This window comes from Komagataeibacter sp. FNDCF1 (assembly GCF_021295335.1).
Classification (GTDB): domain Bacteria; phylum Pseudomonadota; class Alphaproteobacteria; order Acetobacterales; family Acetobacteraceae; genus Komagataeibacter.
The window spans coordinates 343,906-368,844 of sequence record NZ_JAIWOT010000001.1 but is presented as its reverse complement, the minus strand read 5'-3'; the positions used below and the strand labels follow the sequence as shown (position 1 = coordinate 368,844).

At 59.5% G+C, this 24,939-nt stretch carries 37 protein-coding genes; 25 read left to right on the top strand and 12 right to left on the bottom strand.

Annotated elements, in window-relative coordinates:
* Positions 1-121: 121 nt before the first annotated feature.
* From LDL32_RS01670 to LDL32_RS01635, 8 genes are all read right to left on the bottom strand, one after another.
* Positions 122-601, bottom strand: a complete 480-nt coding sequence (locus LDL32_RS01670; protein ID WP_233064114.1) for a hypothetical protein — start codon at positions 599-601, stop codon at positions 122-124.
* On the bottom strand, positions 595-2,100 hold the full coding sequence (locus tag LDL32_RS01665; protein ID WP_233064113.1) for a replicative DNA helicase: 1,506 nt from the start codon (positions 2,098-2,100) through the stop codon (positions 595-597). The genes LDL32_RS01670 and LDL32_RS01665 overlap by 7 nt, the downstream gene beginning before the upstream one ends.
* Positions 2,097-2,312 (bottom strand): hypothetical protein, encoded by a 216-nt coding sequence (locus LDL32_RS01660; RefSeq protein WP_233064112.1) that lies wholly within the window; start codon positions 2,310-2,312, stop codon positions 2,097-2,099. The genes LDL32_RS01665 and LDL32_RS01660 overlap by 4 nt, the downstream gene beginning before the upstream one ends.
* Positions 2,309-3,313 carry a helix-turn-helix domain-containing protein gene (locus LDL32_RS01655; protein ID WP_233064111.1) on the bottom strand — a complete coding sequence of 335 codons (1,005 nt, stop codon included), beginning with the start codon at positions 3,311-3,313 and terminating at the stop codon, positions 2,309-2,311. The genes LDL32_RS01660 and LDL32_RS01655 overlap by 4 nt, the downstream gene beginning before the upstream one ends.
* Positions 3,310-3,723 carry a RusA family crossover junction endodeoxyribonuclease gene (locus tag LDL32_RS01650; protein WP_233064110.1) on the bottom strand — a complete coding sequence of 138 codons (414 nt, stop codon included), beginning with the start codon at positions 3,721-3,723 and terminating at the stop codon, positions 3,310-3,312. Before LDL32_RS01650 ends, LDL32_RS01655 begins: the two co-directional genes overlap by 4 nt.
* Complete coding sequence (locus LDL32_RS01645) at positions 3,720-3,935, bottom strand: hypothetical protein (protein WP_233064109.1); 216 nt, start codon at positions 3,933-3,935, stop codon at positions 3,720-3,722. Before LDL32_RS01645 ends, LDL32_RS01650 begins: the two co-directional genes overlap by 4 nt.
* Positions 3,928-4,158: a hypothetical protein gene (locus LDL32_RS01640; protein ID WP_233064108.1), complete on the bottom strand. Its 231-nt coding sequence runs from the start codon at positions 4,156-4,158 to the stop codon at positions 3,928-3,930. The genes LDL32_RS01645 and LDL32_RS01640 overlap by 8 nt, the downstream gene beginning before the upstream one ends.
* Positions 4,159-4,282: 124 nt before the next feature.
* Positions 4,283-4,579: a hypothetical protein gene (locus tag LDL32_RS01635; RefSeq protein ID WP_233064106.1), complete on the bottom strand. Its 297-nt coding sequence runs from the start codon at positions 4,577-4,579 to the stop codon at positions 4,283-4,285.
* A gap of 93 nt (positions 4,580-4,672) precedes the next feature.
* Here LDL32_RS01635 and LDL32_RS01630 point away from each other — a divergent pair, with 93 nt between their 5' ends.
* Positions 4,673-4,849, top strand: a complete 177-nt coding sequence (locus tag LDL32_RS01630; RefSeq protein ID WP_233064104.1) for a hypothetical protein — start codon at positions 4,673-4,675, stop codon at positions 4,847-4,849.
* 4 nt (positions 4,850-4,853) lie between these two features.
* Here LDL32_RS01630 and LDL32_RS01625 read toward each other — a convergent pair whose 3' ends face one another.
* A complete protein-coding gene (locus LDL32_RS01625) occupies positions 4,854-5,354 on the bottom strand; it encodes a hypothetical protein (protein WP_233064102.1) in 501 nt (166 codons plus the stop codon).
* A gap of 39 nt (positions 5,355-5,393) precedes the next feature.
* Between LDL32_RS01625 and LDL32_RS01620 the strand changes: the two genes are divergently transcribed.
* Complete coding sequence (locus LDL32_RS01620; RefSeq protein ID WP_233064101.1) at positions 5,394-5,807, top strand: hypothetical protein; 414 nt, start codon at positions 5,394-5,396, stop codon at positions 5,805-5,807.
* Between the two features lie 60 nt (positions 5,808-5,867).
* Here LDL32_RS01620 and LDL32_RS01615 read toward each other — a convergent pair whose 3' ends face one another.
* Both LDL32_RS01615 and LDL32_RS17960 read right to left on the bottom strand, forming a co-directional pair.
* On the bottom strand, positions 5,868-6,665 hold the full coding sequence (locus LDL32_RS01615) for a P63C domain-containing protein (RefSeq protein WP_233064100.1): 798 nt from the start codon (positions 6,663-6,665) through the stop codon (positions 5,868-5,870).
* Positions 6,662-6,919: a carph-isopro domain-containing protein gene (locus tag LDL32_RS17960; RefSeq protein WP_370636620.1), complete on the bottom strand. Its 258-nt coding sequence runs from the start codon at positions 6,917-6,919 to the stop codon at positions 6,662-6,664. Before LDL32_RS17960 ends, LDL32_RS01615 begins: the two co-directional genes overlap by 4 nt.
* 103 nt (positions 6,920-7,022) lie before the next feature.
* On the opposite strand from LDL32_RS17960, the gene LDL32_RS01610 reads away from it, so the two are divergent.
* The 20 genes from LDL32_RS01610 (at position 7,023) to LDL32_RS01515 (ending at position 19,951) form a co-directional block, all read left to right on the top strand.
* Complete coding sequence (locus LDL32_RS01610) at positions 7,023-7,646, top strand: LexA family transcriptional regulator (protein WP_233064099.1); 624 nt, start codon at positions 7,023-7,025, stop codon at positions 7,644-7,646.
* A gap of 433 nt (positions 7,647-8,079) precedes the next feature.
* Complete coding sequence (locus LDL32_RS01605) at positions 8,080-8,313, top strand: hypothetical protein (RefSeq protein ID WP_233064098.1); 234 nt, start codon at positions 8,080-8,082, stop codon at positions 8,311-8,313.
* A gap of 175 nt (positions 8,314-8,488) precedes the next feature.
* Positions 8,489-9,238 carry a hypothetical protein gene (locus LDL32_RS01600; protein ID WP_233064097.1) on the top strand — a complete coding sequence of 250 codons (750 nt, stop codon included), beginning with the start codon at positions 8,489-8,491 and terminating at the stop codon, positions 9,236-9,238.
* Between the two features lie 192 nt (positions 9,239-9,430).
* Positions 9,431-9,778 carry a hypothetical protein gene (locus tag LDL32_RS01595; RefSeq protein WP_233064096.1) on the top strand — a complete coding sequence of 116 codons (348 nt, stop codon included), beginning with the start codon at positions 9,431-9,433 and terminating at the stop codon, positions 9,776-9,778.
* Positions 9,775-9,939 carry a hypothetical protein gene (locus LDL32_RS01590; RefSeq protein WP_233064095.1) on the top strand — a complete coding sequence of 55 codons (165 nt, stop codon included), beginning with the start codon at positions 9,775-9,777 and terminating at the stop codon, positions 9,937-9,939. Before LDL32_RS01595 ends, LDL32_RS01590 begins: the two co-directional genes overlap by 4 nt.
* A 249-nt stretch (positions 9,940-10,188) precedes the next feature.
* On the top strand, positions 10,189-10,656 hold the full coding sequence (locus LDL32_RS01585) for a siphovirus Gp157 family protein (protein WP_233064094.1): 468 nt from the start codon (positions 10,189-10,191) through the stop codon (positions 10,654-10,656).
* A complete protein-coding gene (gene bet / locus LDL32_RS01580) occupies positions 10,653-11,531 on the top strand; it encodes a phage recombination protein Bet (protein WP_233064093.1) in 879 nt (292 codons plus the stop codon). Before LDL32_RS01585 ends, bet begins: the two co-directional genes overlap by 4 nt.
* A complete protein-coding gene (locus LDL32_RS01575) occupies positions 11,528-11,734 on the top strand; it encodes a hypothetical protein (protein ID WP_233064092.1) in 207 nt (68 codons plus the stop codon). The genes bet and LDL32_RS01575 overlap by 4 nt, the downstream gene beginning before the upstream one ends.
* On the top strand, positions 11,721-12,257 hold the full coding sequence (locus LDL32_RS01570) for a hypothetical protein (RefSeq protein WP_233064091.1): 537 nt from the start codon (positions 11,721-11,723) through the stop codon (positions 12,255-12,257). Before LDL32_RS01575 ends, LDL32_RS01570 begins: the two co-directional genes overlap by 14 nt.
* Positions 12,254-12,646 carry a hypothetical protein gene (locus tag LDL32_RS01565; RefSeq protein ID WP_233064090.1) on the top strand — a complete coding sequence of 131 codons (393 nt, stop codon included), beginning with the start codon at positions 12,254-12,256 and terminating at the stop codon, positions 12,644-12,646. Before LDL32_RS01570 ends, LDL32_RS01565 begins: the two co-directional genes overlap by 4 nt.
* Before the next feature lie 274 nt (positions 12,647-12,920).
* Complete coding sequence (locus tag LDL32_RS01560) at positions 12,921-13,073, top strand: hypothetical protein (protein WP_233064089.1); 153 nt, start codon at positions 12,921-12,923, stop codon at positions 13,071-13,073.
* Complete coding sequence (locus LDL32_RS01555; RefSeq protein ID WP_233064087.1) at positions 13,070-13,399, top strand: hypothetical protein; 330 nt, start codon at positions 13,070-13,072, stop codon at positions 13,397-13,399. The genes LDL32_RS01560 and LDL32_RS01555 overlap by 4 nt, the downstream gene beginning before the upstream one ends.
* Positions 13,396-14,232, top strand: a complete 837-nt coding sequence (locus LDL32_RS01550; RefSeq protein WP_233064086.1) for an FAD-dependent thymidylate synthase — start codon at positions 13,396-13,398, stop codon at positions 14,230-14,232. Before LDL32_RS01555 ends, LDL32_RS01550 begins: the two co-directional genes overlap by 4 nt.
* Entirely contained in the window at positions 14,229-14,750 is a 522-nt protein-coding gene (locus LDL32_RS01545) for a hypothetical protein (protein WP_233064085.1), read from the top strand. The genes LDL32_RS01550 and LDL32_RS01545 overlap by 4 nt, the downstream gene beginning before the upstream one ends.
* Complete coding sequence (locus LDL32_RS01540) at positions 14,747-15,259, top strand: phage N-6-adenine-methyltransferase (protein ID WP_233064084.1); 513 nt, start codon at positions 14,747-14,749, stop codon at positions 15,257-15,259. The genes LDL32_RS01545 and LDL32_RS01540 overlap by 4 nt, the downstream gene beginning before the upstream one ends.
* The gene (locus LDL32_RS01535; RefSeq protein ID WP_233064083.1) at positions 15,256-15,438 is read left to right on the top strand and encodes a hypothetical protein; all 183 of its coding nucleotides are present in this window, start codon (positions 15,256-15,258) and stop codon (positions 15,436-15,438) included. The genes LDL32_RS01540 and LDL32_RS01535 overlap by 4 nt, the downstream gene beginning before the upstream one ends.
* A gap of 134 nt (positions 15,439-15,572) precedes the next feature.
* A complete protein-coding gene (locus tag LDL32_RS17955; RefSeq protein ID WP_370636619.1) occupies positions 15,573-16,622 on the top strand; it encodes a tyrosine-type recombinase/integrase in 1,050 nt (349 codons plus the stop codon).
* A gap of 39 nt (positions 16,623-16,661) precedes the next feature.
* Positions 16,662-18,746 carry a TonB-dependent siderophore receptor gene (locus LDL32_RS01525; protein WP_233064081.1) on the top strand — a complete coding sequence of 695 codons (2,085 nt, stop codon included), beginning with the start codon at positions 16,662-16,664 and terminating at the stop codon, positions 18,744-18,746.
* A gap of 26 nt (positions 18,747-18,772) precedes the next feature.
* On the top strand, positions 18,773-19,462 hold the full coding sequence (locus LDL32_RS01520) for a Fe2+-dependent dioxygenase (RefSeq protein ID WP_233064080.1): 690 nt from the start codon (positions 18,773-18,775) through the stop codon (positions 19,460-19,462).
* Between the two features lie 282 nt (positions 19,463-19,744).
* A complete protein-coding gene (locus LDL32_RS01515) occupies positions 19,745-19,951 on the top strand; it encodes a cold-shock protein (protein WP_007398099.1) in 207 nt (68 codons plus the stop codon).
* An 80-nt stretch (positions 19,952-20,031) separates the two neighbouring features.
* Here the strand turns inward: LDL32_RS01515 and LDL32_RS01510 are convergent, their stop codons facing one another.
* Positions 20,032-20,934 (bottom strand): LysR substrate-binding domain-containing protein, encoded by a 903-nt coding sequence (locus LDL32_RS01510; protein ID WP_233064078.1) that lies wholly within the window; start codon positions 20,932-20,934, stop codon positions 20,032-20,034.
* Positions 20,935-21,064: 130 nt separating this feature from the next.
* Here LDL32_RS01510 and LDL32_RS01505 point away from each other — a divergent pair, with 130 nt between their 5' ends.
* The 3 genes from LDL32_RS01505 (at position 21,065) to LDL32_RS01495 (ending at position 24,920) form a co-directional block, all read left to right on the top strand.
* Positions 21,065-22,048, top strand: a complete 984-nt coding sequence (locus tag LDL32_RS01505; protein ID WP_233064076.1) for a LysR substrate-binding domain-containing protein — start codon at positions 21,065-21,067, stop codon at positions 22,046-22,048.
* 68 nt (positions 22,049-22,116) lie between these two features.
* A complete protein-coding gene (gene gabT / locus LDL32_RS01500; RefSeq protein ID WP_233064074.1) occupies positions 22,117-23,400 on the top strand; it encodes a 4-aminobutyrate--2-oxoglutarate transaminase in 1,284 nt (427 codons plus the stop codon).
* A gap of 50 nt (positions 23,401-23,450) precedes the next feature.
* On the top strand, positions 23,451-24,920 hold the full coding sequence (locus LDL32_RS01495) for an NAD-dependent succinate-semialdehyde dehydrogenase (RefSeq protein WP_233064073.1): 1,470 nt from the start codon (positions 23,451-23,453) through the stop codon (positions 24,918-24,920).
* The last annotated feature ends 19 nt before the right edge of the window (positions 24,921-24,939 follow it).

Below are 24,939 nucleotides of genomic sequence, written 5' to 3'. Positions count from 1 at the left end.
GAGCGGGGGATCATTCCCCACTCCACCAAACAACCACCCAGCAAACAGCGCTGACTGGCGGTATCACGATCAGGAACAGCGCCCAGATGGCGGCGATTTTCAGCGTGTCAGCCATAACCACTCACCTCCCGACTGACCAAGAAGGCCGCACGATAGCAGCCAGCACGCACCCGCCGATCAGCATGGAAGGAAATCCCCACGTACCACGCACGATCAGACTTCCAGCCAATCCGCAGGCAATGAAGATGGTGGCATTGTAAGCCAATCGCTCCATATTCTCTCCCACAGCGCCTTTCCCATCGTCCACGGTCAATCCTCCCTCAGGAACCGCTACACCGCACTCCACGCCAATCCTCTGCCCGGAAACGGGCATACCAGCCACGATAGCGCGCCCACCCTCTCCGATATCGTAACCAGCCCGCATCTGGCACGCTGCGACTGCCACATCCCAGTCCCAGGCTGGCGCAAGGTTGGCTACGTAGTCCGCGCCGCAGCGGGTGGGCCAGAAATGATCGGGGTTATCCATGCGCGATAGTACCGCACCCCGCCGGGGATTGGTACCTTTTTCTTCGCGGTTTTCAGGCATTTTCTCGTTCACCATGCCGCGCTTTCCTCACCTTCCCGCACGTCGCGGAACCATGTCGTCGGGCCGTTGAACAGCATCGGAACCGTACCGCAATCGCCCTGCCGGTTCTTGGCAATGATGATCTCCGCCTTCCCCTCGGAAGCGCGGATGCGCTCATGCCACGCGTCAACGCGCTGGCTGAAGGTGTCCATATTTTCCGCCGGTCGTTTGGTCGGTTCGGGATCGCGCTGAGCGTAGTAGTGATCCCGATAGAGCAGGAATATCCCGCTGGCATCCTGTTCCAGATTCCCACTGTCGCGCAGGTCCGCCATGGTCGGGTGCTTGTCGTCGCGTCCTTCCACGCCTCGGTTGAGCTGCTGCAAGCCAAGGACCGGCACATTCAGGCTTTTGGCCAGCGCCAGCAGGTCACTACTGATCTCACTGACTTCGGCATACTTCCCCTGCTTGCGGGTTGTGGGCGTGCCGCGCATCAGGCCAACGTAATCAACCACGATCATGCCCAGGCCTGCCTTGGACCGCGCCATGCGTCTCGCCCGGCCATAAAGCTGCGCCACGGTGACAGCAGGCCGATCATCGACCACAACGGGAACCTGCTCGGCTGCCTTGCGGGCCATGAAAATCCTGTCCCATTCGCGCTGAGTAAGGGGTAAGCGCGGTCCATCCGATCCGTCTGGATTGCGCGGTCCCGGCTTTGTGCCGGTCAGCACCCAGCGCAACGGCAACCGTGAATGGGCCGAGATGATCCTGGCCGATATCGACGCGGCGTCCATTTCGCCAGACCAGTAGAGGACTGGCTTCTGGGAAAGTTTGGCCGCGCGAACAGCAATCCCCACTCCCATGCCGGTTTTACCCATGGATGGGCGACCGGCCAGCAGGTATAAGCACCCCGGAGCAAGGCCGCTGGTTTCCTCGTCCAGCTTCTGGAAGCCGGTTCGCATGCCGATGATGCCGTCTCCGCGGGCTGCCGCCGCAGAGGCTGCCTCCATGGCTTGATCCATCGCGGAAGTGAGGCTTGTCAGGCGCTGGTCGCCACGATCTTTCCCGAGCGCAAGAAGTTCCTGCTCAATGTCGTCAATGATTTCTTCCGGCGCAGATCCTTCACCGGACATGGCGCGGGACTTCGCCATGGAGCCGATATCCAGAAGCTGGCGACGGAGCCATGCGTCCCGAACGGCATGCCCGGACCCACGGCACCCCATCCACCCCGGCTGCGACTGGACTGCGGTCATCAGGTATCGAAACCCACCGACCGATTCCAGTTCAATCGCGTTTTCAACTCGCGCCTTCATCGTGATCGGGTTCGCCTCAACCCCGGACTGTATGACTTTCTCGATCTCGCCATACAGCCAGCCGTTCACGGAATTAGCGAAATGGCGTTTTTCGAGGAAATCGCAAACCAGTTCATACCCGCGATTGTCCATCAAGATGCCGCCGATCACGCCGATTTCGGCCTGGATATTCACCGGGGCGTCAGGCGTGATTTCCGCCCCAGGCGGGAAATGGATTTCGTTCAAGCCTCCATCTCCTCGATTTCGATCAGGCCGCGCATCGCGTTCCATGTCGCCATGGCTTCGTCGCGCAGGCTGGTGGGGTAGCCGCCTGACCTGATGACCTCGTGGAAAGCCTCAAGCATCTTCTGGCGCGCTTCCCGGAAATGCCGTTCGGCATACATCGGGGCCAGATACAGGTTCAGGGACGGCGGAAAAGGGATGATCTCGGCGCTCATGCTGCAGAACTCCATTCCTTCTGGAACACGGTCCAGGACTTCGGCCGGCGCTTATGGCGCATCTCGACCTTGGTGTATTCGAGGTAGGCCGCCTCCATGCGGGCAGCCTCACGGGTTGGCGTTGCGGCGGCCATCTCGGCCACGGCATTGCGGAAATAGCGCAGGGTATTGGGCGGTCCCTGATCGCGCCGACGCTCCATCACGCCACTGACGGCCATCAGGATGATCTCGGATGCGCCCTGCACCGAATGGCCTTTGGCGGTGATGTCTGCCAGCCACTGGCGAACTTCACCGCCATCGGCTGCGCTAGGCATCAGCCGCGCCAGGTCATATCCGGCCACATCCTGAACCTGTCGGACCAGAGGACGCCATGCGGTGTCGATGGTCAGTTCCGGCTCGCTGATCTCACTTCCAGATCCTGACGGTTCCTGATGGTTCCTTTGATGGTTCATGATGGTTTGTCGGTCATGGTGACCGGTTACGTTGTCACCATGACCGGTTACGTGGTCAATTTGACCGGTCAGATGGTCAGAATGACCGGTTACGTTTCCCTGTAGTCGGCCATCATGACCGGTTACGTGTCGATTTTGACCGGTTACGTGGTCAATTTGACCGGTCAGATGGTCAGAATGACCGGTTACGTTTCCCTGTAGTCGGCCATCATGACCGGTTACGTGTCGATTTTGACCGGTTACGTGGTCAATTTGACCGGTCAGATCAGCCGCCTCGACGGGCATTTCAAAGCCAGTTGGCACTTTCAGAAGGTAGCATTTTGCCCTGAAAGAAAACCCGACATGCTCAATCAGAGATGCCTTCTCCAGTTCAGAAAGAGCGCGACGAGCGGTGCGGTCGCTCAGTCCGCTTTCACGGCAGATCGTCTCAATGGATGGCCACGCCTTGAATTGCGCGTTGGCCCGATTGGCCAAAACGATCAAAACCAGCTTTGGAGATGGCGCCAGGGCTGCCTGCATAAGCGCCCAGTTGATGGCTTTTATGCTCATGATGCCTCCAACGATTGAATGCTGATGACCGACTGCTCAACCTCGCCAAAATGGCGGGAGCAGGTAACTGATGTGATCTGGCTGTCGTCGCGCCAGATGATGCCGTTCAGCGCATCGCCCACCAGCTTGACCACGTTATCCAGATCGGGTTTTCCGGTAGCGTGCAGGCGGCCCTGCAAGGCTGCTTGGCGCCTCTTGTTCGGCCACGATTTCGGAATGCCGCGGGTGATGCGGATATCCAGAGACACGGGACCATCTATGGGAGCCAGAGGACACGCGAGGGCGGCGCAGGACCGCACGAAAGCCTCTGCCGTCATGGTTTTGCTATCTGTGAAGGTGCGGCCATTCCCGAAGCGTGGGCGACCTTTCCCGCGCAATGGTCCAGGCACGGTGAAGGTGATTGCCGTCATGCCGCCATCTCCCGCACAGGGAACGGGCAAACGCGATCACCCGGACCCAGCGCCTCATAGCGCAGCCCGGTTACACGCCCCCGGATGAATTCCACGTTCTCATACATGAGCCATGCACGTGCTTCGATATTCGTGCGCACGTTGTAGATACCCACGAAATACGTGCCATCCCGGTCAACGCCGGAGACGCGGGTCCATGTGCGGTCAGGCATGATTTTGCCCTTTCATGGGAATACACACAGTCTGGGTCACATACCCCAGTGCATTGACGATGCTTTCCGACACCTCGCGGCGTTCGTTCAGCGTCTCGGACACAACCGACTGTGGAATGCCAGTCCGCCGTGACCACGCGTTCTGTCCGCCAGCCATTTCAACCGCATCGGCAAGTATTGATCGCATTGATGCGATAGGGCGGCCGGTAATGTGCTGGGTCATTTCCGTAATTCCTCCCTCGCGGCTTTGAGGGCACGTTCCATCTTGTCGGCCCACGTGTCCCAATCGAACCACGACACATGCAGGCACAGCACATGGCAGGACGGGGGCGGTCCGGCCTCTCGTTTCAACCAGACGAAGTGCCTGATCCTGATTTTGATCCAGGGCATATATCTTTCGCCTTACGGCGCTCCTCGACGAGGGCATTCACCTCGTCAGCAATGGTGTTGCATGAGGCCAACAGCTCAATCAGCGCCTCAGCATCGGGCGCATTGGTTCCTGACAGCCAGTTCTTCGCGGCGCGCGGCGTGCGTCCTGCTGCACGCGCCAGCATTTCAGCGGCACAACGCAACGGCCTGAACTCGCGCCCTATAGCGCCAAGCAGCCTGTCGCGAATGCCGATGTTGGAAATCACTCCGTTCATAGAGGGCAACTTTCGGTCCGAAAAAGCCCGATCATTTCGCATGAAATTTCCCCATATTCCGTCCTGCGAGACACGGAACTGGAGAAACACTTGTTGGAGGAACCCCACGCATACGACATGGAAGCCCGGTCAATTCCACTGACCGAACCCACGATCGCACAGTCACTCCGCATGCTGGCCCGGTGCTGGGCCACGCTGCATCCCAACGCCACCATCGAGGAACGGCAATTCCTCGCGGCGCTCGTGGCTACGGAGCTGGCGGGGCGGTGAGGCATCAGACGAAAGCGGCCCCGTGCGCCATGGGGCCGCATGTGAAACAAAGCCTGTTGAGGCGCCCGCTTGCGCTGAACGTTTTCCCGCATTCCAGGCATTTCCGGGTGCAAGGCGTGTTCATGTATTTGCGGAACTGGCTTTCATCAGGATCCAACCGTAATGTTTTCCTCGTGCGCTTTGCCAAAATCCCCAACTTCGCAACCCGACGGTGAACAGTGACGGGGTTGCAGCCAAGAACGGCGGCGATTTCTTTTTCCGACTTTCCTTCTGCTTTCATGTCCTGAACGGTCTGGTCTTTTTCGTCGTCCCATTTGAACAGACCCTGGCAGTCGGCACATTGAATGGTTTGCCCTCTCCGCAGGCCAAAAGTCGTCGCTTCGTGGTTCCCGCCGCACTTCATGCATATGCAGTGCCAGCGCACGAGTGTGTTGTGAGATGGCGCACGCTCAATCACTTTCAGATGGCCAAATGTCTGATCTGTCAGGTCTAACAGGGAGGACATTACTGACCCTCCCCTTCAGTTGCGGGACGGCTAGGCACAATGACTCTGCCGCCCCGCTGTGCCACCATGCGGTTGTCTAGACCCATCATGGAGGAACCTGTGGAAAAACGAATTTCTGATCTTGAGGCAAAGGTCGAAGAACTGATGGCGCGCAAAGAAACATACGACGCTGCCATAGAAATGGAGGCCGAGATCATTAACCGATTAGTGGACATGGTTGCTTTACTCATTTTCCATCAACCCCCTTCTGTGAAGCGTGATGTGCTGAATGCCTGGCGCTTGGCAGACGAAGTAAAAGGAACAGAACAAACAGAAGAAGAAAGGCCAGAATGGTATAATGCTTCACTCGATCATGTCCGAAAGACAATTCTGGATGCGGCGGCCCATTCGAAGTTGGCGCTTCTGTCCGAGGCGGCCGCACGCGCGTTTTCGCCACATCGGTTTCTGAAATAAAAACGCCTGCGCCGCCCCTGATCGTCTCTGCGTTTATTTCGGACCACATCTTGGGGCGGCTCACCGCATCACCTTCCCTTCAATTACGGGACGGGAAGCCATTACCGGCATTTCGCCGAACATGAATCCGATCTGAGTATTGACGGAAGGAAAACGCCGATTGAACAGGTCATCAAACTGACGCAGGGAAATGGCGCATGACAGGATGGTAGCCACCTTGTCGATATGCTGGCGCAGGACTGGCATATGTTTTTCCTTGAGCACCTGATGGTGCTTGTGTGCGCGGATATGCTCTTCATCTGCTGGGTTGGCATCGCGTATTGCTGTCAGGCCCAACTCGCCAAACAGGAACTTGTAGATGTAGCGATTGATGAAATGGGCGCAGTTGGAATGATTTCCGATGGCCGGTCGCTCAAGGCCAAGCACGCGGTGCAGATCAACAAAGAACCCATCAGGGTATTCACGCTGCCACTGTCGCACCTGGTCATTGATCAGGCTCAGGCGGAAGAACTCGGGAAGCGGCATCTCACGCTGTGTTTTGCGCCGCATATCAACAAACGCGCGCGAAACACCAATCATGATCATGGTCGCTGCCGGTTTATCGGACCGGCTGACCATGAATACGGCCTGCTGTTCGGTCAGGTGATATACCCTTGCCGCCCGGCCACCGCCTACAGGAGCGATGAGTTTTGAAAACACATCGCCAAGTTGGGAGATATTGTCTTCATGTTTTTTAATCAGGCGACGAAAGACGCGAATGTCTTCGTACTCGAGCTTGGCCGCAAGCTCTTCATCGCTGATGCGAAGTTCTCCGTCCTGATGGCGCTCAATCTTGAAGGGGATGATCTGGGCGGTCATCGCACACCCTCCCCTTCAGGCCGCACGACCGTCACGCCGCGGAATAGGTCGTGAGGTATTTGCACGCCTTCTCTATCCGCGGCCTCTACGATTTCAGCGTGCCTCCAATGGGGGATGCGCCCCTTCCTGACCCAGCTATAAATTGTGCTGTGCGTTCGGTGCCCCAAAGCCTTGGTAGCTTTCGTCAAGCCACCAAAGGCGTTCACGACTGATGCCGCTACGTTGTCGGCATCTGAAATGCTGCGATGCGTCATGAATAGACATTACGGTATTCGCAAGACATAGCGCAATAGGAAATATTGCGAATAACGCAATACGCAACGGACGAAGGCAACTTACGGCGGTAAAATGCCAAACATGAAAAGCGGTATCGATAAGAAATGGTTCAAGGACGCTATTGCCTTGGCTGGCTTCCGAAGCCAGGCCAGTTTTGCGTCTGAGGTAGATCTGGATGGCCCAAAGCTCACGAATGTCTTGAAGGGCATACGTCGGCTACAGGCGGATGAGATAGAGAAATTCGCAGAAATACTGAAGCGCTCTCCTGCCGAAATTAAGAGGGCACTTGGCATGAGTGAGCGATCCGCCGAGAAAATGCCGATTTCTGGATATGTGGGGGCTGCCGACCGTGTAGTGCTATTTATCGACGGCGACTGCACAGACGAATTGGAGATGGTTGAAGTGCCATTCTTCAATTATCCGGGCCTGCTTCTGCGGGTGCGTGGAGAATCCATGCTTCCGCGATATACGCCTGGCGAAATCATAGGCATCCAGCCGCCGGATGCTCCCGACGGATGGGACAACTTTCTTGGCCGGGACGTAGTGGCCAGACTGGGGGACGGTCAAACGGTAATTAAGTCGTTAGCAGAAGGACCAAATGGGACATTCGCCCTTTTTTCCGTGAACCCGTCTGTCAAGCCACTATATGATCCTCCCATTGAGTGGCTATCGCCCGTTGACTTTCATATTCCCAAAAAGTGGTAGGCCACGACATCCCCGCTCCGGCGGGGTTTTTCATGCCATCGCCGCAGTCACCTATCCGGTTTCATCCAGCGTTTCGCCCCTTGGCGCGCCATCGGATCCCAGATAAATCCGGAACACGCTTGCGCCTACATCCTCTGTCAGGCCGGATCTGACCTGATAAAATCGCATCATCGCCTCTTGTCGAGAACGGCAGGTTAGCAGTTCTGCTGGCCATGGATATTGAGCGTCCGCCTCCCCTCCAGCCTGTAAGTCTGGAACAGGTAGGTTTCAGCCTGAGTCGCATGCATGGCAATTCCTCTCCCTTATGTTCTTATTGTGTTCCTTTCCGGCTGAATGGTCCACCTTTAAGGAGTTGCGTTTTTCGTAATTTACGTATTGCGATAATCACAACACCATGCTTATACTCACCCCATCACCAACACGGAGATGGGCCATGACACTCAACGAAATCAACTTCACGCGCAGCGGTGGCGACATGGATGTGCGGATGCGCGTCCTTCAGACGTTTCGCCTCGAATATGCCGCGAACGGCACCATCACCGTTGTTGACGAACAGAAAGAGCGCGCTGGCCACCCGAACCCTCGTTCGGGGTTTGGGTTCAAGTCGGCTACCGACGCCATCGCCGCTTTTGAAAGCAAAGACTTTCACCGCACTCGGATGATCTGAAAAAACATACCAACACGGAGATGGGCAGTGCCTCACACGATCGAAAAACACGGCAACGTTGAATATCGCGTATCAGTCGATGCGGACGGTTTTGCTATTTATGAGCCTGCGTGCGCGGATGTAACGCATGCAATTCCTGCCCCTCCTGTTGATATGGTTGTGGAGGGCTGAGATTATGAATGCACAGATCGAGCAGGCGGATGCTCCCGAAAATAACCCCGCACAGATTACCCTCCTGAAGATCAGAGAATGGGGCGCTTGCTCCGATGGACGCGACTGGTTTCGCGAGAAGTTTCCCCAGGGCGGCGCGTATGGCGAGGTCATGAATAGCCTTTATGCTGACAAGCGTTACGGTGATGCGCGCTGGCTGGCCGACAAGGCATTCGATGTGAAGAACATCAATGCCGATTTCATCAAAAGCGACGTTCGTTTAATCGTTGCCGCAACCGAAGGCGTTGATGTTGACGAGAGCTACGGCGCGCGGATCGGTTCCTCTGGCGACGACGCGCGGATCGGTTCCTCTGGCTACGGCGCTCAGATCGGTTCCTCTGGCGACGGCGCGCGGATCGGTTCCTCTGGCGACGACGCGCGGATCGGTTCCTCTGGCTACGGCGCTCAGATCGGTTCCTCTGGCTACGGCGCTCAGATCGGTTCCTCTGGCGACGACGCGCGGATCGGTTCCTCTGGCGACGGCGCGCGGATCGGTTCCTCTGGCGACGACGCGCGGATCGTATGCTCCGGAGAGAATGTTACCGTCGCATTTTCGGGGCGGCGCGGTTCGGTCAGCTTGGGCAAAGGCGGTGCGGCATCTTTGGTTTGGCATGATGGTACTCGCAATCGCTTCATCAATATCTACGAAGGCGAAGACGGCATTGAAGCTGGTGTTCTCTACTCCATAAAGAACGGCAAAGTGGTGAGGCAGTAATGCCTCCCCTACCCGACAACCACCTAACCCGCTTCCTCGGCATGGCCCTGCTCGGCGCCATGCTTCTGGGTGTCATGTTCTGGGCCTTCACCATTATTGCAATGCCCTGACACGCCCAGGCCACCGGGATTGCGGTCCCGGCAGTCTGGCCGAGTTGGCCGAGTATTTTTCAAGTAATGAGAGGAATTGATTATGTGCAGTAATCTTCCTGACGGTTGTTCGCAGGCTGATATTGACGGTGCCATTGGCGGATACTGGCCTGCGTGGGCCGAGGACGAATACCAGCGCCTGTGTGAATATCGTGCATCGCTGATTACTCTGCGCGATCAGGCGCGATGGATTGATGACCGCTTCCACGATGTCAGCGACATGACCGGCGGCAAGTATGGCGGGGCGCTGGATGATGAAATCGTCATGGTGTCTAAGGCCATCAAGGATTTCCCGGAAACGGTTGAGAGCATTGAGGCTGAGGAACGGTCGAATGCCGCCCTTGACCAGGCTGATATGCGTCGGGATGCACGGATGGAGTGCGTGGCATGATCCCGAACGCACCCGATCCCCGTCGCTTCATCATCAGCCTTGATGATCGCGGCGAAGTACTGCGCTGCGTCCCGAAGGACGGCAAGTTTCGTCCCTGCCCACCCGGACACAACCCGCAAATCATCATGGTTGTGACCGCTGACGTGGAGTCACGCACATGATGCCCCTCCTGACCGAACACCAGCGCGTGCGGATCAACCGGCGCGTGATGCAGAACCATACTGGGAGGCGCGGGCTGTGACATACGAACAACGCCGGGCTTTGGTAAGCAGCCTGAATGAACAGTACGGCGGGAACTGGGACAGTCGCGTGCGCGACGATCTGGAAATCCCCGCGTGGCCGTTCCCTGATTACAACGCCGTGTGGCTGCCGGACGGCCAGCGGGTGCCGTTTGGTGAGGGGCGTGTGTGATGTCCGATCTCGCAAAGGTCATGGACCGGATCTACGTCGAACAGGTCGCTCCGGCAATCAAGGCTTTCAATGCCTCGCGTGTCGCTTCCAAAGCGCCCGACGCCAATATGGACCAGATCGCGCTTGAGCAGATCGCCATGCTAGAACTGTGGTCGAAGGAGAGTGAGGCGCAGGCCAAGGCGCTCCGGCGCGCCCTTGTTGGGGAGATGGAAGAAGCTGGCGTCCTTGCTTTCGAGAGCGAGCACTTCACTGGAAGTCTGGCCGCGTCGCCCCAGACCACAACTGTGACGGATGAAAAGGCCCTGCGCGCCGCGCGCCCTGACCTGTTCGAGCCGCAGCCGGACAAGCTGAACCGCACCGAACTGACCAAGGCCCTCAAGAAGGGCGAAAGAATTGACGGAGCCACGTTGAGCAACGGCGGCGCAATGCGCCTCGTGATCCGTGGCAAGAAAGGAATTGCAGCATGAACGCAGTTGTAACCATGCAGAACGGCACTCAGGTCACTGAACATGAACTGATAGATGTTCTCAAGAATAGCCTTTACCCCGGCGCGGCCGATGCGTCCGTAATGATGGTAATGGGTTACTGCCGGGCCGCCGGTCTGGATGTGATGAAGAAGCCAGTCCACATTGTCCCCATCTGGAACAAGGATGCCGGGCGCATGGTCGATGTGATCATGCCCGGAATTGCCCTATACCGCACGGAAGCTGCCCGCACAGGGGAATATGTGGGAAAGTCCGAGCCGGAGTTCGGTCCCGATAAGACAGTCACCCTCGGCGGCACAGAAGTGACGTTTCCGTCCTGGTGTCGGGTGACGGTACGCCGTCTTGTGCATGGCAAGATATGCGAGTTCACGGCGAAAGAGTTCTGGCTGGAAAACTATGCCACCGCCAAGCGTGACACGCAGGCACCAAATGCTATGTGGAAAAAGCGCGCATATGGACAGCTTGCGAAATGCACTGAAGCGCAGGCGTTGCGCATGGCCTTCCCTGAACAGACCGGCGGGACCAATACCGATGATGAAATGTCTGGGAAGGACTTTTCTGGCGAGACAATAGACCTCACGCCCCATACTCGCCAAGTCGAGCAGCGGCCGTTCAATCATATCGCTTATTTCGAAAGCAAGCTGGCCGACTGCCGCAATATCGCATGTGTAGACGCCCTCTGGAAGAAATGGACAGCCACGATCGAAAAGGCCGAGGCGGCCGGTCGCCCCATCGCGCCAGAAACAATCGAGCGCGTTCAGGAAATGCTTGGCGAGCGCATGGGCGAAGTCGAGCAGGCTGAACGCCAGCAGGCCGAAGAAATAGCGGCAGCGCCGGTCGAGGAACCTGTGGCATGACCCCCACCAGCGACGCCGCCGAACCGGACTACCTGGCAACCCGCCTGACGTGGATGGAGCAGGTCGAACTTCACATGAGGGCGCATAACTCCGCGCCCCTCAATAGCCGGCAGAGACGCCGCCTGCGACTGGCCGAGGCCGCCGGAACTGACCCATGGGATGCGTTCGAGCAGGTCATAGGAGCCAACAATGTCGGATTTTAACAACCTGATCCACGACGCGCGGCAGATTGATTTGGAAGAAGCGATAAAGATGAACGAAACACCGATGCATCTTGTGCCGGGGCGGCTGACGGATGAGCAGCGCATGGTAGCTTACGGAGCACCCTATCAGCCGGATCGTAATGGTTCAGCTATTGAGGCTACCATCGCTGCTATCGGCACCCCCATCCAGCCGTGCGCGGATGTGGAGACTGTAGGCTATGGTCGGGAAGCCTCGTTTTCCGACCTAAAGAACCCGGCTTGCCATGGCGTGTCGATCCACAAGGAATGGGACGGCGGCATCCCCCTCGTCCGCCGCACCGACATGGAGGCGCAGGTTGCCCGTGTGAAGGCTGAGAAGGATGCGGAGATTGCGCGGTTGAAAGGTGCTTTGAGCGAAATTGCGTCAAGGGAGATTGGAGACTGCCCTGCCCCTACACAGGCGCACATTGAACAGTTGGAATGGGATATTGAGTGGTCTCAGCGTAAGGCCCGCGCAGCCCTCAACGAAGGAGCGGCGGGATGAGCGACTGGAACGGCCTGCCAGATCAGCCGGAGCATTCAGGGTGGCACTGGCTTGCGCCCAAAACAGAGCCCGATGTTTGGGAACTGCACTTCTGGGACCAAAGTCTGGAAGTGTGGGGCCATCGCCGATCATCTCTGCCCGAAGCGAAGGCGAAGAAATACGTCTATGGCGAGCCGGTGCGCGACCCATCCGAACTCGCGCAGATGCGGCAGGATGAGCGGGATAGGGCAGTAAAAGCCACTCAAGAAATCAGCGTCCATTATTATGCACTGAGTGACACGGCAGAAAATGATGTCGATGTCGTAGCGTTTGAGGAACGTATCTTTGCCGCCGATGAATGTGCATCCGCCATCCGCGCCCTAACCGACGATGAAGGGAAGAAGTCGTGACATGCGTATTATGTAAAAACGGCTATCTCAATCGCGGCGATACAGAATGCGTCAATGGTGTGCTGATTGATATTGATGAGGCGCATGAGGGCTGGCAGCGAGATTGCAGTTATCCGCCGGCCCCGTGCCAGACGTGCCCGTCATGCCAAGGAATGGCGTTCTACGGGGAAGTTGAGTGCCCTGACTGCAATGAAACTGGATGGCTTTCAGGTCGGGATGAAAGCCGGGCGCGGCTGGCTGAATGGGCATCGCAGGACGATGAAGTGAAGAAAGCATGACCAGCCGAGAATATGCCGAATATCGTCGGTTGATGGAATTGCCTGTCGAAGAACAGACAGAAGAAACTGAAGATGCTCTGGGGCAGATTTTGGATTGGATTGACGGTGATCGAGAGGATTGCCCGTATTTTGAGGAATTGCAGCCGTGAGAAGTCGGGAAGAACAGATTGAAGACCTCACCAATGCTTTTGGTGAGGAAGGTACGTTTTGCTATATCGATGACCGGGACGCCGCCACTAAGCACATCGATGAAGCCATCCAGCGCGGGCGTGAACTGGAGCGGGCGGATATGGGGCGGGATACTGCGCGGTTGGATTGGATCGGCAATCAGGACGTTATCATAGGAGAAATGGGAGATACCCCGCCATATTGGAAGAAAGTTTTCCTATCTCGCTATCAGATCACGCTTCCTGCCGACCTCGATCATATCCGGCACAGCATTGACGCCGCCATGAACGCGGAGAACGCCCAGTGACCATCACAGCCACCTCAATCCTCGCCAGCGTTAGCAATGCCGGGAAACGTATCGACACGCTTCTGTTGCGGTATCCTCGCTTCATCCATGCCGAGTTTATGACGCATCGGCAGTTCAATCGGAACGCCAGCAGCAGCCGGGCCATTCCTGTTGAGCGCCTGATCGCGGACGTTGACCGCGATCCTGCCGTTCCTGTGTTCTGGGGGAATAACCAGAAGGGGATGCAGGCAAAGGAAGCATTGTCGGACCATGACCGAGCGGCAACAGAAGCCCTTTGGTATGATAGCGCGAGATTCGCCATCGAAACCGCACGGCTGATGGCGGGGCACGGTGCTCACAAGCAGATCGTGAACCGCATCCTTGAGCCGTTCGCTCACATCAACGTGGTGGTGACAGCAACGGAATGGGACAACTTTTTTGCCCTGCGCGACCATGAGGATGCACAGCCGGAAATCCGCGCGCTGGCGCAGGCAATGAAATCGGCAATATCAACGGCGGATACGCAGCACCTCTATACAGGGCAATGGCACCTGCCGTTCGTGATGGCAGAGGAAATTCGCGAACACCAAGGACTGATGGACCCGACAGGCAACCTGCGTGCCGTGTCGTCTGCGCGGTGCGCCCGTACGTCCTACCTGACGCATGATGGCCGCCAGTCATCGCTGGACGAGGACGTAGCACTTGGTAAACGCCTGACCAAATCGCGACCGTTCCACGCCAGCCCGTTCGAGCATCAGGCCACGCCTTACGTGTGCGGCTTCCACGACGAAACCGACCAACGCAATTTCCGGGGATGGGTCCAAAACCGTGCCCTGATGGAGAAGAGCCTGTGACCGAACAGACCGAACAAACCCACACCCCCTACCAGCGTGGCCGCCGGGCGGCTGAGCGTGGGGCACTGCGCAAGGTGCCCGCTGACGTTGATTTCGGCACATACCGCAAGGAATGGCTTGAGGGCTTCGACAGCATCCACGGCACAGCCGCAACGCGCGGCGCACACTACCAGACCGGTCAGTTTCAGGCCTGGGATGTGAGCCGCTACCTGTCCGGCGATATGGCGCAGGCGTGGCAGTATGTCTATCGGTGTGGGCGGAAGGGGTCTGAGCAGGATGCCATCACGGATCTGCGGAAGGCGGTGGACTTCATTGAGGATTGGCAGGCGCATGATCCTGAGCCAAATCAGCGCGCTTCTACCGGCGGTGTGCCCGATGAGGTGTTTTTCACACTGGAACAGTGGCGCCTGTTTGCCCTGAACGACATTCAGTATGCCGATAGTATGGGCGCTGCCGACACGGCAGAGCGTGCCATCAAGGGGATCAAGCGCGAGATCGCGCGCAGGGAGGCGGCATGAAGCCCCATCATGCGGCACCGGGCCAGTCCGACGAATGGTTCACGCCGCCGGAGATTTTCGAGGCGCTAGGCGTAACCTTCGATCTTGACGTGGCCCAGCCGGAAACGGGGCGTGCCTTCCTGTCTGTCCCGTGCCGCCGGTTCCTCACCGTCAGCGATAACGGGCTGACAGCGCCGTGGAATGGGTTCGTCTGGATGAACCCGCCATTTGGTGGCCGCAACGGTGTCGTGCCGTGGATGCGGCGCTTCATGGAGCACGGAAACGGCATTGCCTGCGTGAACGCCCTGACTAGTTCGGGGTGGTTCCACGAATTCGTGCCACATGCAGATGCCCTGCTGTTTCCACGAGGCAAGACGAAATTCATCCGTCCGGACGGAACACGGGGCAATTCACCGGGCAATGGCGTCGTGCTGATCGGCGTTGGGATGCAGGCCGTGGAAGCATTAGCCTATGCTCACAGAAAGGGATTTGGCCTGAACACGATGATTGTTGATGGAGAGGCGGCATGAACGTTACCAGCCACTTTGGTTTTTTCTACAAAGGATACCGGGTGGAATGCACCCGGAAAGAGGCGCGGATCATCCTGAAGGGCCGCGTCGTGGGGAAGTCCAAGGCCATATCGCGGGCAGCTATCGAGCAGGATGTGGAGCGTGTGATTGCGCGGCGTAGGGAGGCGGGGAATGGGTGAAGTCCAGCCCCGATGGCTCCGGCCAGAAGATGCCGCCCGATATGTCGGGCGGCGCGTGGATGAATTACCGCGCTTGGTGAAGGCTGGGAAGTTACCCCAGCCATCCCGTCACTTTGGCCCCCGGTCGCCACGCTATGACCGGCTTGAACTTGATCAGATTATGGGAGGCCGAAAGGCCGAGAATGACGCGGATGCCATCTTCGAAAAAGTCAGGGAACGCATCTGGAACCAAAAGCCGCGTCGTCAGAAAAAGGCTGGCTGATGGAACCATCAAAGAATACCGATATGATCGGGACCGAACGGCAAAAGTTCCCCGTTCCGATCCTCGCAGCCTTCAGGCGCTCATATCGGCATACCGCCAGTCCCCAGAGTTCAGCCGCTTAAAGCCTCGAACGAAAACATCATATCTCAGCATGCTGGGGTATCTTGAAGCCGCTGGCGACCTACCTGCGAATGGCCTTCGCCGGAAGCACGTTCTGGAAATTAGGGATGGGCATGCGGCCAGTGTTGGATCGGGGAGTGCCAATACCCTCATGCGAGTATTCTCGACGCTACTGTCATGGGGAGTGGACCGAGAATGGCTTCCGTTCAACGTAGCATCCCGAATTCCTCAATTGCCATCTGTGCCATACCAGGCATGGACCGCCGATCAGGTGGAGCACGCCATTACCAACTTTCCCTCCCATCTGGCTCGACTCGTAATGGTCGCTGCCTATACCGGCCAAAGGAAGGGCGATCTAATTAAAATGCGGTGGGCGGATTATGATGGGAACGCAATCACGGTCGTGCAGGAAAAGCGGAAAATTGGCTATCCGGAAGTTACGGTAGTCATTCCTGTTCACCCTCGCCTCAAGTCATGCCTTGACGAGTGGCGCAGGTTATCGAATTGCGAATATATTCTGACCACGAGTCGCGGCACAAAGTGGCACCGGAATAGCCCTACATCCCTAATGCAGAAAGAAGTGGAAAAGTCCGGCTTCCCTGAAGGCCTGAATGTCCATGGTCTAAGAAAGTATGCAGCGACCACGCTTGCTGAAGCCGGATGTAGCGCCCACGAGATCGCATCAATAACTGGTCACTTGAGCATCGCCATGGTCCAGCACTATACCAAATCAGCAGACCAAAAACGGCTGGCGGAAGCTGCGATAGGGAAGCTGCAAACCGCTAAACGCAAACCGCTGTAAACCAATCTATAAGTAATTGATAATAAGTCATAGTTCATAATGCAGCAGCAGAATGTCAAATCCCTGGATGAAGCACTGAAGAACGTGCCCGGCATCACTGCATCGGTTGGCGAGGGCGAAGGCGGCATGGCGGGCGACCAGTTCCTGATCCGTGGATTTGCCGCCCAGAACGATATTTACGAAAACGGCCTGCGTGATTTTGGCGTCTATACGCGCGACAGCTTCTATTACGACCATGTCTCGGTCATAAAGGGGCCGTCTTCGGAAGTATTCGGTAATGGCACCACGGGCGGCGCGATCAATATCGTGACCAAGACCCCGCATCTGGGCAACAGCTACCAGGCCAGTTTTTCGGGCGGCAGCGGGTCCTATTACCGGGGCACGCTGGATGTGAACTACCAGCTCAACAGCACCACCGCCGTCCGCCTGACCGGCATGGGCAACGAGAACAATGTGGTGGGGCGTGACGCCATCTATTCCCACCGCTGGGGCATCGCGCCCTCCATCGCGTTCGGGCTGGGCAGGAAGGTCTCGTTCGTTCTGGAGTATTTCCACCAGAACGACAACCGCATTCCCGATTATGGCGTACCGGTGGTTTATTCATCCGCAAACGCCATTGGTCGCCCGGTTACCGAATACGGTGTCAAGCGCACCAACTGGTACGGCACGACCTATGACCAGGATGATTCCAGCACCGACATGATCACCGGCCGGCTTACGGCAAAGGTCAGTCCGATCCTGACACTGTATAACGACATGCGTGGCGGCATCTTCCACCGCTATTTCTCCGCATCACAGGAAGCCTGCTCGAACTTCTCCAGTGGCGCCACCCTGACGAACAATACGTTTGGTGGCGTTTCACCTTCGTCCACCTGCCAGTCCGATTTCTTCTCATCCAACCCTGCCGCGGCACAGGTCGCGCGCAATGGCGGCGTGGGCGGGCCGGAACCCTACCGGCAGAGCGACTGGTCGATACAGGATGTGTTCTCCGGTGTGGCGCACCTGAAAACGGGGCATATCCGCCACGAGATCATTGGCGGGTTTGACATCGAATACGTGACCGACCACCGCCAGAACTACGCCTATGGTTCCAACCGCCCCGGCACCAGCCTGCTTGACCCCTCACCTGCCGTGCCCGGCCTGACACTGGGGGACTGCGCGCAGTATCCAAACCGTCTGGTCAATATCGGCAATGGCGTGGGCCGCAAGTGCTACAAGGACAGTTCGGCGCTGGATGTGGGCTTCTTCCTGTCGGATCAGGTGTGGCTGACGGACTACCTGTCAATCAAGGCGGGCTTCCGCTGGGATAACTGGAACAGTACCTACAGCGCCACCGGCGGCAGCACCGCCACACCGGATGTGCGTTACAGCCAGAACGAGACCACCATCAACCCCTCCGTCAGCATCATGTACACGCCGCGCAGCAATCTCATGGTGTATTTCAACTGGTCGGAATCCACCACACCGATGAGCCTGTACGTCACCAACAGTTCCGAACCCATGAATGCCAAGAGCGCAAGCGCCGCACCCGAACGCAGCAGGCTGTATGAAGTGGGTGCGAAATACAGCGCCTTCCATGACCGTGTCGGCTTTACGGCCGCCCTGTTCCGGCTGGAAAAGAGCAATTCGGTCCAGACAGACCCCAGCACCGGCGATATCAGCGCCACCAGCGACCAGGAACGCAATCAGGGGCTGGAGCTCAGCGTATCGGGCACATTGCTGCGCAACTGGATGTTCTATGGCACTTACGCGCTGTATGACCCCACCATCACCAGGGCCGGTTCCACCACATCCAAGCAGGGCGGCCAGATCCAGTATGTGCCCCACAACCAGGCCACGGCATGGACCAGTTACGAGATCGCGCCGCGCAAGCCGTGGAACATGACCGTAGGCGGCGGCATCACCTGGCGCCAGGGCGTATGGCTGGATCAGGCCAACACGGCGCGGGTGCCCGCCACGGTCGAATTCGACGCCATGGTCTCCCACCGTTTCGACAACCACTGGAAAGTGGCCATGAACGCCTATAACCTTGATAACCGGCTGAACTATGGCAGCCTGTTCTCCAACCGGGTGACACCTTCCATCGGGCGGTCATTCCTGTTCAACATCTCGGCACAGTACTGATCTGTCCCACGGCCCGAGGTTCCGCCATGCTGCTGCACATCCCCGCCCTGCTGAATGCCGATGAACTGGCTCATTGCCGCGCAACACTGAAAAACGCGCAATGGACCGATGGCCGCGAGACGGCGGGCGTGCAGTCGGCCAAGGCCAAGAACAACCTCCAGCTCGGGCGGGACACCCCGGCCTGCCGCGAACTGGGGGAGATCGTGCTGCGCGCGCTGGGCCGCAATGCCCTGTTCAACAGCGCGGTGCTGCCCTACCGGGTCAGCCCGCCGCTGTTCAACCGCTACGAGAACGGCATGAGCTTTGGCGCGCATGTGGACAATGCCATCCGCGGCATACTGGCGGGCGGCATCCACACGCGCATCCGCACCGATGTCTCCTCCACCCTGTTCTTTTCCGACCCCGATGAATATGAAGGCGGCGAGCTGACCATGCACGCCAATGGCAACGAGCAGGCGATCAGGCTGCCAGCCGGTGACATGATCCTCTACCCCACCACCGTGCTGCATAGTGTCACGCCCGTGACCCGCGGCAGCAGGCTTGCGGCATTTTTCTGGTCCCAGTCCATGATTGCGGAGGAAAGCCGCAGGCAGATCATGTTCGATCTGGACATGCAGGTCACGTCGCTGCGCGAAAGACTGGGGGATGGCGACCCGGCGGTGCTGTCGCTGACCAACATCTACCACAACATGATGCGCCAGTGGTGCATCCTGTAAAAAGCTGTTTTTCAGGTCGGCAGTTTACGGAAACAGGCGCTTTTTGCGGTCACGGCACCATGGTTGCCGCCCCCGTGCGGCAAATATTTCCACCATTTTCAATATTTCCCGTGCTATTTGCGCGCACCCCCTGTATGAAGGGTCGCACGGCTGGACTTTTCAGCTACGGACAAGATTTCAAATGCAGCCACATTACGCGGCCTTCTGGCATCCCCGATAAAACGAAAAGTCTCGATTCCGCGCATGTTCGCGTGGGTGCCGGTTACGCAAGGAGGCCAACACATGGCCGCAGGAACAGTTAAATGGTTCAACGCCCAGAAGGGCTTTGGATTTATCCAGCCTGATGACGGAAGCGCTGACGCTTTCGTTCACATCTCCGCAGTCGAGCAGGCTGGCCAGCAGACCCTGAACGAAGGCCAGGCCGTGACGTATGACCTCGAAAGAGGTCGTAACGGCAAGTCTTCCGCAGTCAATCTGAAGATTGGCTGATGATTTCGGCAGGAACCCCGGTTCCTGCCGTTTTTGTTTCTACCCCGCCGTACCGGGCCAGAATACTGCCTGCCAGCCCTTTAGCCCACGGCAAAGATATCGCGCATTTTCAGTGTTGCCGCGACCTCCCATACCCGCATGGCCAGTGCCGTGGGCTGGGACGGGGCCAGCCGCACCAGACCGGCCTCCGGCACGGCGCATGGGCCCAGCGGGCGCACCTGCAGCCTGTTATGGCCGGTATGCGTCGGCAATGCGGCAACCGGCAGGATGCTGGCCAGCCGCCCGCCCAGCACTTCGCCATACAGCACTTCGAGTGAATTCGTCTCCAGAATCACAGCCGGGGTCACGCCCGCGTTGCGAAAGGCGTCATCCACGATCTGCCGGGTCTGCATCTCGGAACTGAGCAGGCAGAGCGGCAGATCCGCAAGACTGCTCCATTCCTGCCGCCCGGCCGGAAGCACAAGCGGCTCGACCGCCACCAGCACATGCTGTTCGGTATAAAGCGACAGCTTTTCAAAAGGCCCGTCGGCGGGAATCTGGTCAAGGTAGACCAGCCCCAGATCGAGCTGCTGCTGGCGCAGGCCATGGATGGTATCCGCACTGGAGCCCAGCCGGACCTTCAGGTGCAGGCCGGGTATGGCGGTACGAAAGCTTTCCAGCAGCATGGGTACGGCCTGCATGCCCGGCGGCATCACGCCAATGGACAGCGTGCCCCCCGCCACCTCCTGCGCAAAGGCCGCTTCCTGCCGCAACCCGTCCAGCGCGGCCAGTGTCTGCCGTGCCCAGTCCAGCACGCGCCTGCCTTCATCCGTCAGGCCATTGAAGCGCCGGGTCCGGCGGATGATGGTAATGCCCAGTTCGGATTCAAGCTGGCGTATCGCCGCCGAGAGGGCTGGCTGGGATACGCCACAGCTTTCCGCCGCGCGCGAGAAATGCCGGTAGCGGTCAAGCGCCATGAGATATGTCAGCTGCCGCAGAAACACGCCGTATCCAATCCTGCCAGAACCTGCTCCCTGCATATCGGACAAATCCCTGCGCCGCCAGTATGCCCGGGCAAAGGACGCAGGCAGCCATGTTCCTGATGACGGCGGTTCATGCTAGCATCCGTACCCCATGGAATGGCGTTACCGGATTCCCCCCCTTGCGACGCTGCATGCATTCGTGGCCTTCGCGCGTACGGGTGGAATCCGGCGTGCAGCCGGCATGCTGGGGGTGGATCACGCCGTGGTCAGCCGCCACCTGCGCGACCTGGAGGGCATGCTGGGCGTAAGCCTGCGCAACCGCGCCACGGGTGCTCTGACCCCGGCGGGACAGGACTACCATGCCCGCATCACTCCCCTGCTTGATGGTCTGGCCCGCGCCACGGCGGAACTGCGTGGCCAGATGCCGGAACTTACGCTGACCTGCTCCCACGGCATCGCCTATCACTGGCTGCTGCCACGCCTGCCCGCTTTCCGCCAGCTTCATCCCGGCGTGGATCTCCTGCTGCGCCCGGTCGATTCAGACTGCCCGTTCGACCCGGACCGGTCCGATACCGGACTGCATGCCGATATCCGCTATATGAATGACCATGATATCGCCCCCACCCCGCCACGCATCCATGCCCTGGCGCTGGCACGGCCCGCGGTCTTTCCCGTAGCCAGCCCCGCCTGCCTGCGCCGGCTTGCGTACCCCCCGCGCCATGCCGCCGACCTGCTGGATGCCCCCCTGCTGGTTGAGGATAACGATACGGAATGGCGGCTGTGGTTTGCCCGGCAGTCCGTCGATGTGCCACAGGTCAGCGGGTGCAGGCTGTGGCAGGCACATCTGGCCCTTGCCGCCGCCCGCGCGGGTGAAGGGATTGCACTGGCCAACACCTTTCTGCTCGAAGATGACCTGCGCACGGGGCGGCTGGTCCGCATCACCACGACCGGAACGCCGCTGCGCGACGTGGCGCTGGGGGCGTACATGCTGCGCGCCACGAAGCCGGCATGGCAGACACGGCCGATGATGGCGTTGCGCGCGTGGCTGGAAAGCCGGATGGTGCCCGCAACGGAAAAGGTGGTGACGGCAGATCACCACCAGGTGCCCACAAAGCGCCTCCCCCCGCATCATTGAAGCCGTTACGCACGGGACCATGAACCCGGCATCCCGCCGGTACCGCAACTCGAGCAATGAAACGCGCCATGACCGATACCAACACGACCCTGCTTGCCCGCCGCAACCATGCCGTCCCGCGCGGGGTGGCCACGGCCACGCCGGTCTTTGCCGACCGGGCGGAAAATGCCGAGCTGTGGGATGTTGAAGGACGGCGCTACGTGGATTTTGCCGGTGGCATCGCGGTGTTGAACGTGGGGCACCGCCATCCGAAGGTCGTGGCCGCGGTGCGCGCCCAGCTTGACCGCTTTACCCATACAGCCTTTCAGGTCGCGGCATACGAACCCTATATCGAACTGGCGGAAAAACTGAACGCGCGCGCACCGTTCGATGGGCCCGCGCGGACCGTATTCTTTTCCACCGGCGGGGAGGCGACCGAAAACGCGGTCAAGATCGCGCGCGCGGCAACGGGGCGTAACGGGATCATCGCCTTTACCGGTGGTTTCCATGGCCGCACGCTGCTGGCCTCGGCCATGACGGGCAAGGTCAATCCCTACAAGGCGCCGTTCGGCACCCTGCCGGGCGAAGTCTATCACCTGCCTTTCCCCGATGGTGACGTAAGTGTGGCCGACACGCTGCGCATGCTCGACTTCCTGTTCGCGGCTGATCTCGCGCCCGCCAGCATTGCCGCGATCATCATCGAGCCCGTTCAGGGCGAAGGCGGTTTCCGCATGGCGCCCGCCGAACTGCTCCACGCCCTGCGCCGGATCTGTGATGCGCATGGCATCATGCTGGTGGCGGATGAGGTACAGAGTGGCTTCGCCCGGACCGGCCGCCTGTTCGGCATCGAACATTCCGGCGTGCAGCCCGACCTTGTATGCGTAGCCAAGTCACTGGGCGGGGGGCTGCCGCTTTCCGGTGTGATCGGGCGTGCGGATGTCATGGATGCGGTCGGCCCCGGCGGGCTGGGTGGCACCTATGGCGGCGCACCCCTGGCATGCGCTGCCGCCCTGGCGGTGCTGGACATCATGGAGGAAGAAAATCTGGTCGAGCGCGCCAATGTGATCGGCGCGCGCCTGCGCCGCCATATCGACAGGATGCATGCCAGTACCGGCCTGCTGCCCATAAGCCGCGCGCGCGGGCCGGGCGCCATGGTCGCGTTTGACATCCTGCAGACCCGGGACCGGCCCGACCTGCGACCGGGCGCGGCGGCAGCCCTGTGCGCACGGGCATGTGAAAAGGGGCTGATCGTACTTCCATGCGGAATACAGGGGGCAACCATCCGCATTCTTGTACCATTGACGGCTGCGGATACAATCATTGATGAAGGCATGACCATCATTGAACAGGTACTGGCGGAAACGGCAACCTGAACCCGCCCGTTCCGTCAACCATAACCTCCCCGCCCAGACCGGAGACTGTCATGGCCGTACATCTTGCCAATACATCCCTCTTCCGCACGGATGCCTTCATCGACGGTACGTGGCGTCCCGCGCTGGATGGCACGTGCCGGCCCGTGCACAATCCCGCCACCGGCGCGCTGGTGGCGCAGGTTGCCGAATGCGGCGCGGATGACGCCGCCCGCGCCATTGCCGCCGCCGTGGCGGCGCAGGCAGAATGGCGCAACCGCACCGGCGCCCAGCGGCAGGTCATCCTGGCACGCTGGCATGACCTGGTCATGGACAACCTCGATGACCTGGCCACCCTGATCGTGACCGAACAGGGCAAGCCGCGCGTGGAAGCGGCAGGCGAGATCCGCTATGCCGCGAGCTTCCTGCTCTGGTTCGCGGCCGAGGCCATGCGCGCTTACGGTGATGTCATTCCCCCCACCAACCCGGCCACACGGCTCAGTGTCATCCGCCAGCCGGTCGGGGTATGCGCCGCCATAACCCCATGGAATTTCCCCGCCGCCATGATCACGCGCAAGGCCGGTCCCGCCCTTGCCGCGGGGTGCGCCATGATCGTCAAGCCATCGGAACTGACACCGCTGACCGCGCTGGCCCTGGCCGAACTGGCCCGGCAGGCAGGCGTGCCGGCGGGGCTGCTGCAGGTCCTGCCGGGGGATGGCACGGCGCTGGGCAAGGCGTTGTGCGCAAGCCCCGATATCCGCAAGCTGTCCTTTACCGGCTCCACGCGGGTCGGGCGCGTCCTCATGGCGCAGTCGGCCCCGACGCTCAAGCGCCTGTCACTGGAACTGGGCGGCAATGCGCCCTTCATCGTGTTTGATGACGCGCATATCGGACAGGCGGTGAAAAGCGCCATCGCCGCCAAATACCGCAATGCGGGGCAGACCTGCGTATGCGCCAACCGCTTTCTGGTGCAGGACGGTATTTATGACGAATTCGCCACCCGCTTCGCCCGCGCCGTGGAGGCGCTGCGCGTCGGGCCGGGCAGTGATCCGGATTCCGTCATCGGCCCGCTGATCAGCGCGGGCGCGCGTGACAAGGTGGAAGCCCATGTACATGACGCCGTGAAACGGGGCGCGACCGTGCTGTGCGGCGGCACGGGGGACCGGATGGGCCCGCTGTTCTACCGCCCCACCGTGCTGCGCGACGTGACGCCCGCCATGCGCATCGCACATGAGGAGACATTCGGCCCCGTGGCCCCGCTGTTCCGCTTCCGCACCGAGGACGAGGCCATCGCCATGGCCAATGATACGGAATACGGGCTTGCCGCCTATTTCTTCACCCGCGACCATGCCCGCGTCCATCGTGTGGCCGAGGCGCTGGAATACGGCATGGTCGGGCACAATACCGGCCTGATCTCCAACGAGGTCGCCCCCTTTGGCGGGATCAAGCAGTCCGGCATGGGGCGCGAGGGATCGCGCTACGGCATGGATGAATATCTGGAGATGAAATACATCTGCACCGACATCACCGACCCGGATGCCTGACCTGCGGCCTGCATGGCGG

Bases quoted from the DNA above. Each gene is read 5' to 3' on its own strand.
- LDL32_RS01670 (WP_233064114.1), bottom strand. From the start codon at position 601: ATGGTGAACGAGAAAATGCCTGAAAACCGCGAAGAAAAAGGTACCAAT.
- LDL32_RS01660 (WP_233064112.1), bottom strand. From the start codon at position 2,312: ATGAGCGCCGAGATCATCCCTTTTCCGCCGTCCCTGAACCTGTATCTG.
- LDL32_RS01655 (WP_233064111.1), bottom strand. From the start codon at position 3,313: ATGAGCATAAAAGCCATCAACTGGGCGCTTATGCAGGCAGCCCTGGCG.
- LDL32_RS01650 (WP_233064110.1), bottom strand. From the start codon at position 3,723: ATGACGGCAATCACCTTCACCGTGCCTGGACCATTGCGCGGGAAAGGT.
- LDL32_RS01645 (WP_233064109.1), bottom strand. From the start codon at position 3,935: ATGCCTGACCGCACATGGACCCGCGTCTCCGGCGTTGACCGGGATGGC.
- LDL32_RS01640 (WP_233064108.1), bottom strand. From the start codon at position 4,158: ATGACCCAGCACATTACCGGCCGCCCTATCGCATCAATGCGATCAATA.
- LDL32_RS01635 (WP_233064106.1), bottom strand. From the start codon at position 4,579: ATGAACGGAGTGATTTCCAACATCGGCATTCGCGACAGGCTGCTTGGC.
- LDL32_RS01625 (WP_233064102.1), bottom strand. From the start codon at position 5,354: ATGTCCTCCCTGTTAGACCTGACAGATCAGACATTTGGCCATCTGAAA.
- LDL32_RS01620 (WP_233064101.1), top strand. From the start codon at position 5,394: ATGACTCTGCCGCCCCGCTGTGCCACCATGCGGTTGTCTAGACCCATC.
- LDL32_RS01615 (WP_233064100.1), bottom strand. From the start codon at position 6,665: ATGACCGCCCAGATCATCCCCTTCAAGATTGAGCGCCATCAGGACGGA.
- LDL32_RS17960 (WP_370636620.1), bottom strand. From the start codon at position 6,919: ATGACGCATCGCAGCATTTCAGATGCCGACAACGTAGCGGCATCAGTC.
- LDL32_RS01610 (WP_233064099.1), top strand. From the start codon at position 7,023: ATGAAAAGCGGTATCGATAAGAAATGGTTCAAGGACGCTATTGCCTTG.
- LDL32_RS01605 (WP_233064098.1), top strand. From the start codon at position 8,080: ATGACACTCAACGAAATCAACTTCACGCGCAGCGGTGGCGACATGGAT.
- LDL32_RS01600 (WP_233064097.1), top strand. From the start codon at position 8,489: ATGAATGCACAGATCGAGCAGGCGGATGCTCCCGAAAATAACCCCGCA.
- LDL32_RS01595 (WP_233064096.1), top strand. From the start codon at position 9,431: ATGTGCAGTAATCTTCCTGACGGTTGTTCGCAGGCTGATATTGACGGT.
- LDL32_RS01590 (WP_233064095.1), top strand. From the start codon at position 9,775: ATGATCCCGAACGCACCCGATCCCCGTCGCTTCATCATCAGCCTTGAT.
- LDL32_RS01585 (WP_233064094.1), top strand. From the start codon at position 10,189: ATGTCCGATCTCGCAAAGGTCATGGACCGGATCTACGTCGAACAGGTC.
- bet (WP_233064093.1), top strand. From the start codon at position 10,653: ATGAACGCAGTTGTAACCATGCAGAACGGCACTCAGGTCACTGAACAT.
- LDL32_RS01575 (WP_233064092.1), top strand. From the start codon at position 11,528: ATGACCCCCACCAGCGACGCCGCCGAACCGGACTACCTGGCAACCCGC.
- LDL32_RS01570 (WP_233064091.1), top strand. From the start codon at position 11,721: ATGTCGGATTTTAACAACCTGATCCACGACGCGCGGCAGATTGATTTG.
- LDL32_RS01565 (WP_233064090.1), top strand. From the start codon at position 12,254: ATGAGCGACTGGAACGGCCTGCCAGATCAGCCGGAGCATTCAGGGTGG.
- LDL32_RS01560 (WP_233064089.1), top strand. From the start codon at position 12,921: ATGACCAGCCGAGAATATGCCGAATATCGTCGGTTGATGGAATTGCCT.
- LDL32_RS01540 (WP_233064084.1), top strand. From the start codon at position 14,747: ATGAAGCCCCATCATGCGGCACCGGGCCAGTCCGACGAATGGTTCACG.
- LDL32_RS01535 (WP_233064083.1), top strand. From the start codon at position 15,256: ATGAACGTTACCAGCCACTTTGGTTTTTTCTACAAAGGATACCGGGTG.
- LDL32_RS17955 (WP_370636619.1), top strand. From the start codon at position 15,573: ATGACCGGCTTGAACTTGATCAGATTATGGGAGGCCGAAAGGCCGAGA.
- LDL32_RS01525 (WP_233064081.1), top strand. From the start codon at position 16,662: ATGCAGCAGCAGAATGTCAAATCCCTGGATGAAGCACTGAAGAACGTG.
- LDL32_RS01520 (WP_233064080.1), top strand. From the start codon at position 18,773: ATGCTGCTGCACATCCCCGCCCTGCTGAATGCCGATGAACTGGCTCAT.
- LDL32_RS01515 (WP_007398099.1), top strand. From the start codon at position 19,745: ATGGCCGCAGGAACAGTTAAATGGTTCAACGCCCAGAAGGGCTTTGGA.
- LDL32_RS01505 (WP_233064076.1), top strand. From the start codon at position 21,065: ATGGAATGGCGTTACCGGATTCCCCCCCTTGCGACGCTGCATGCATTC.
- gabT (WP_233064074.1), top strand. From the start codon at position 22,117: ATGACCGATACCAACACGACCCTGCTTGCCCGCCGCAACCATGCCGTC.
- LDL32_RS01495 (WP_233064073.1), top strand. From the start codon at position 23,451: ATGGCCGTACATCTTGCCAATACATCCCTCTTCCGCACGGATGCCTTC.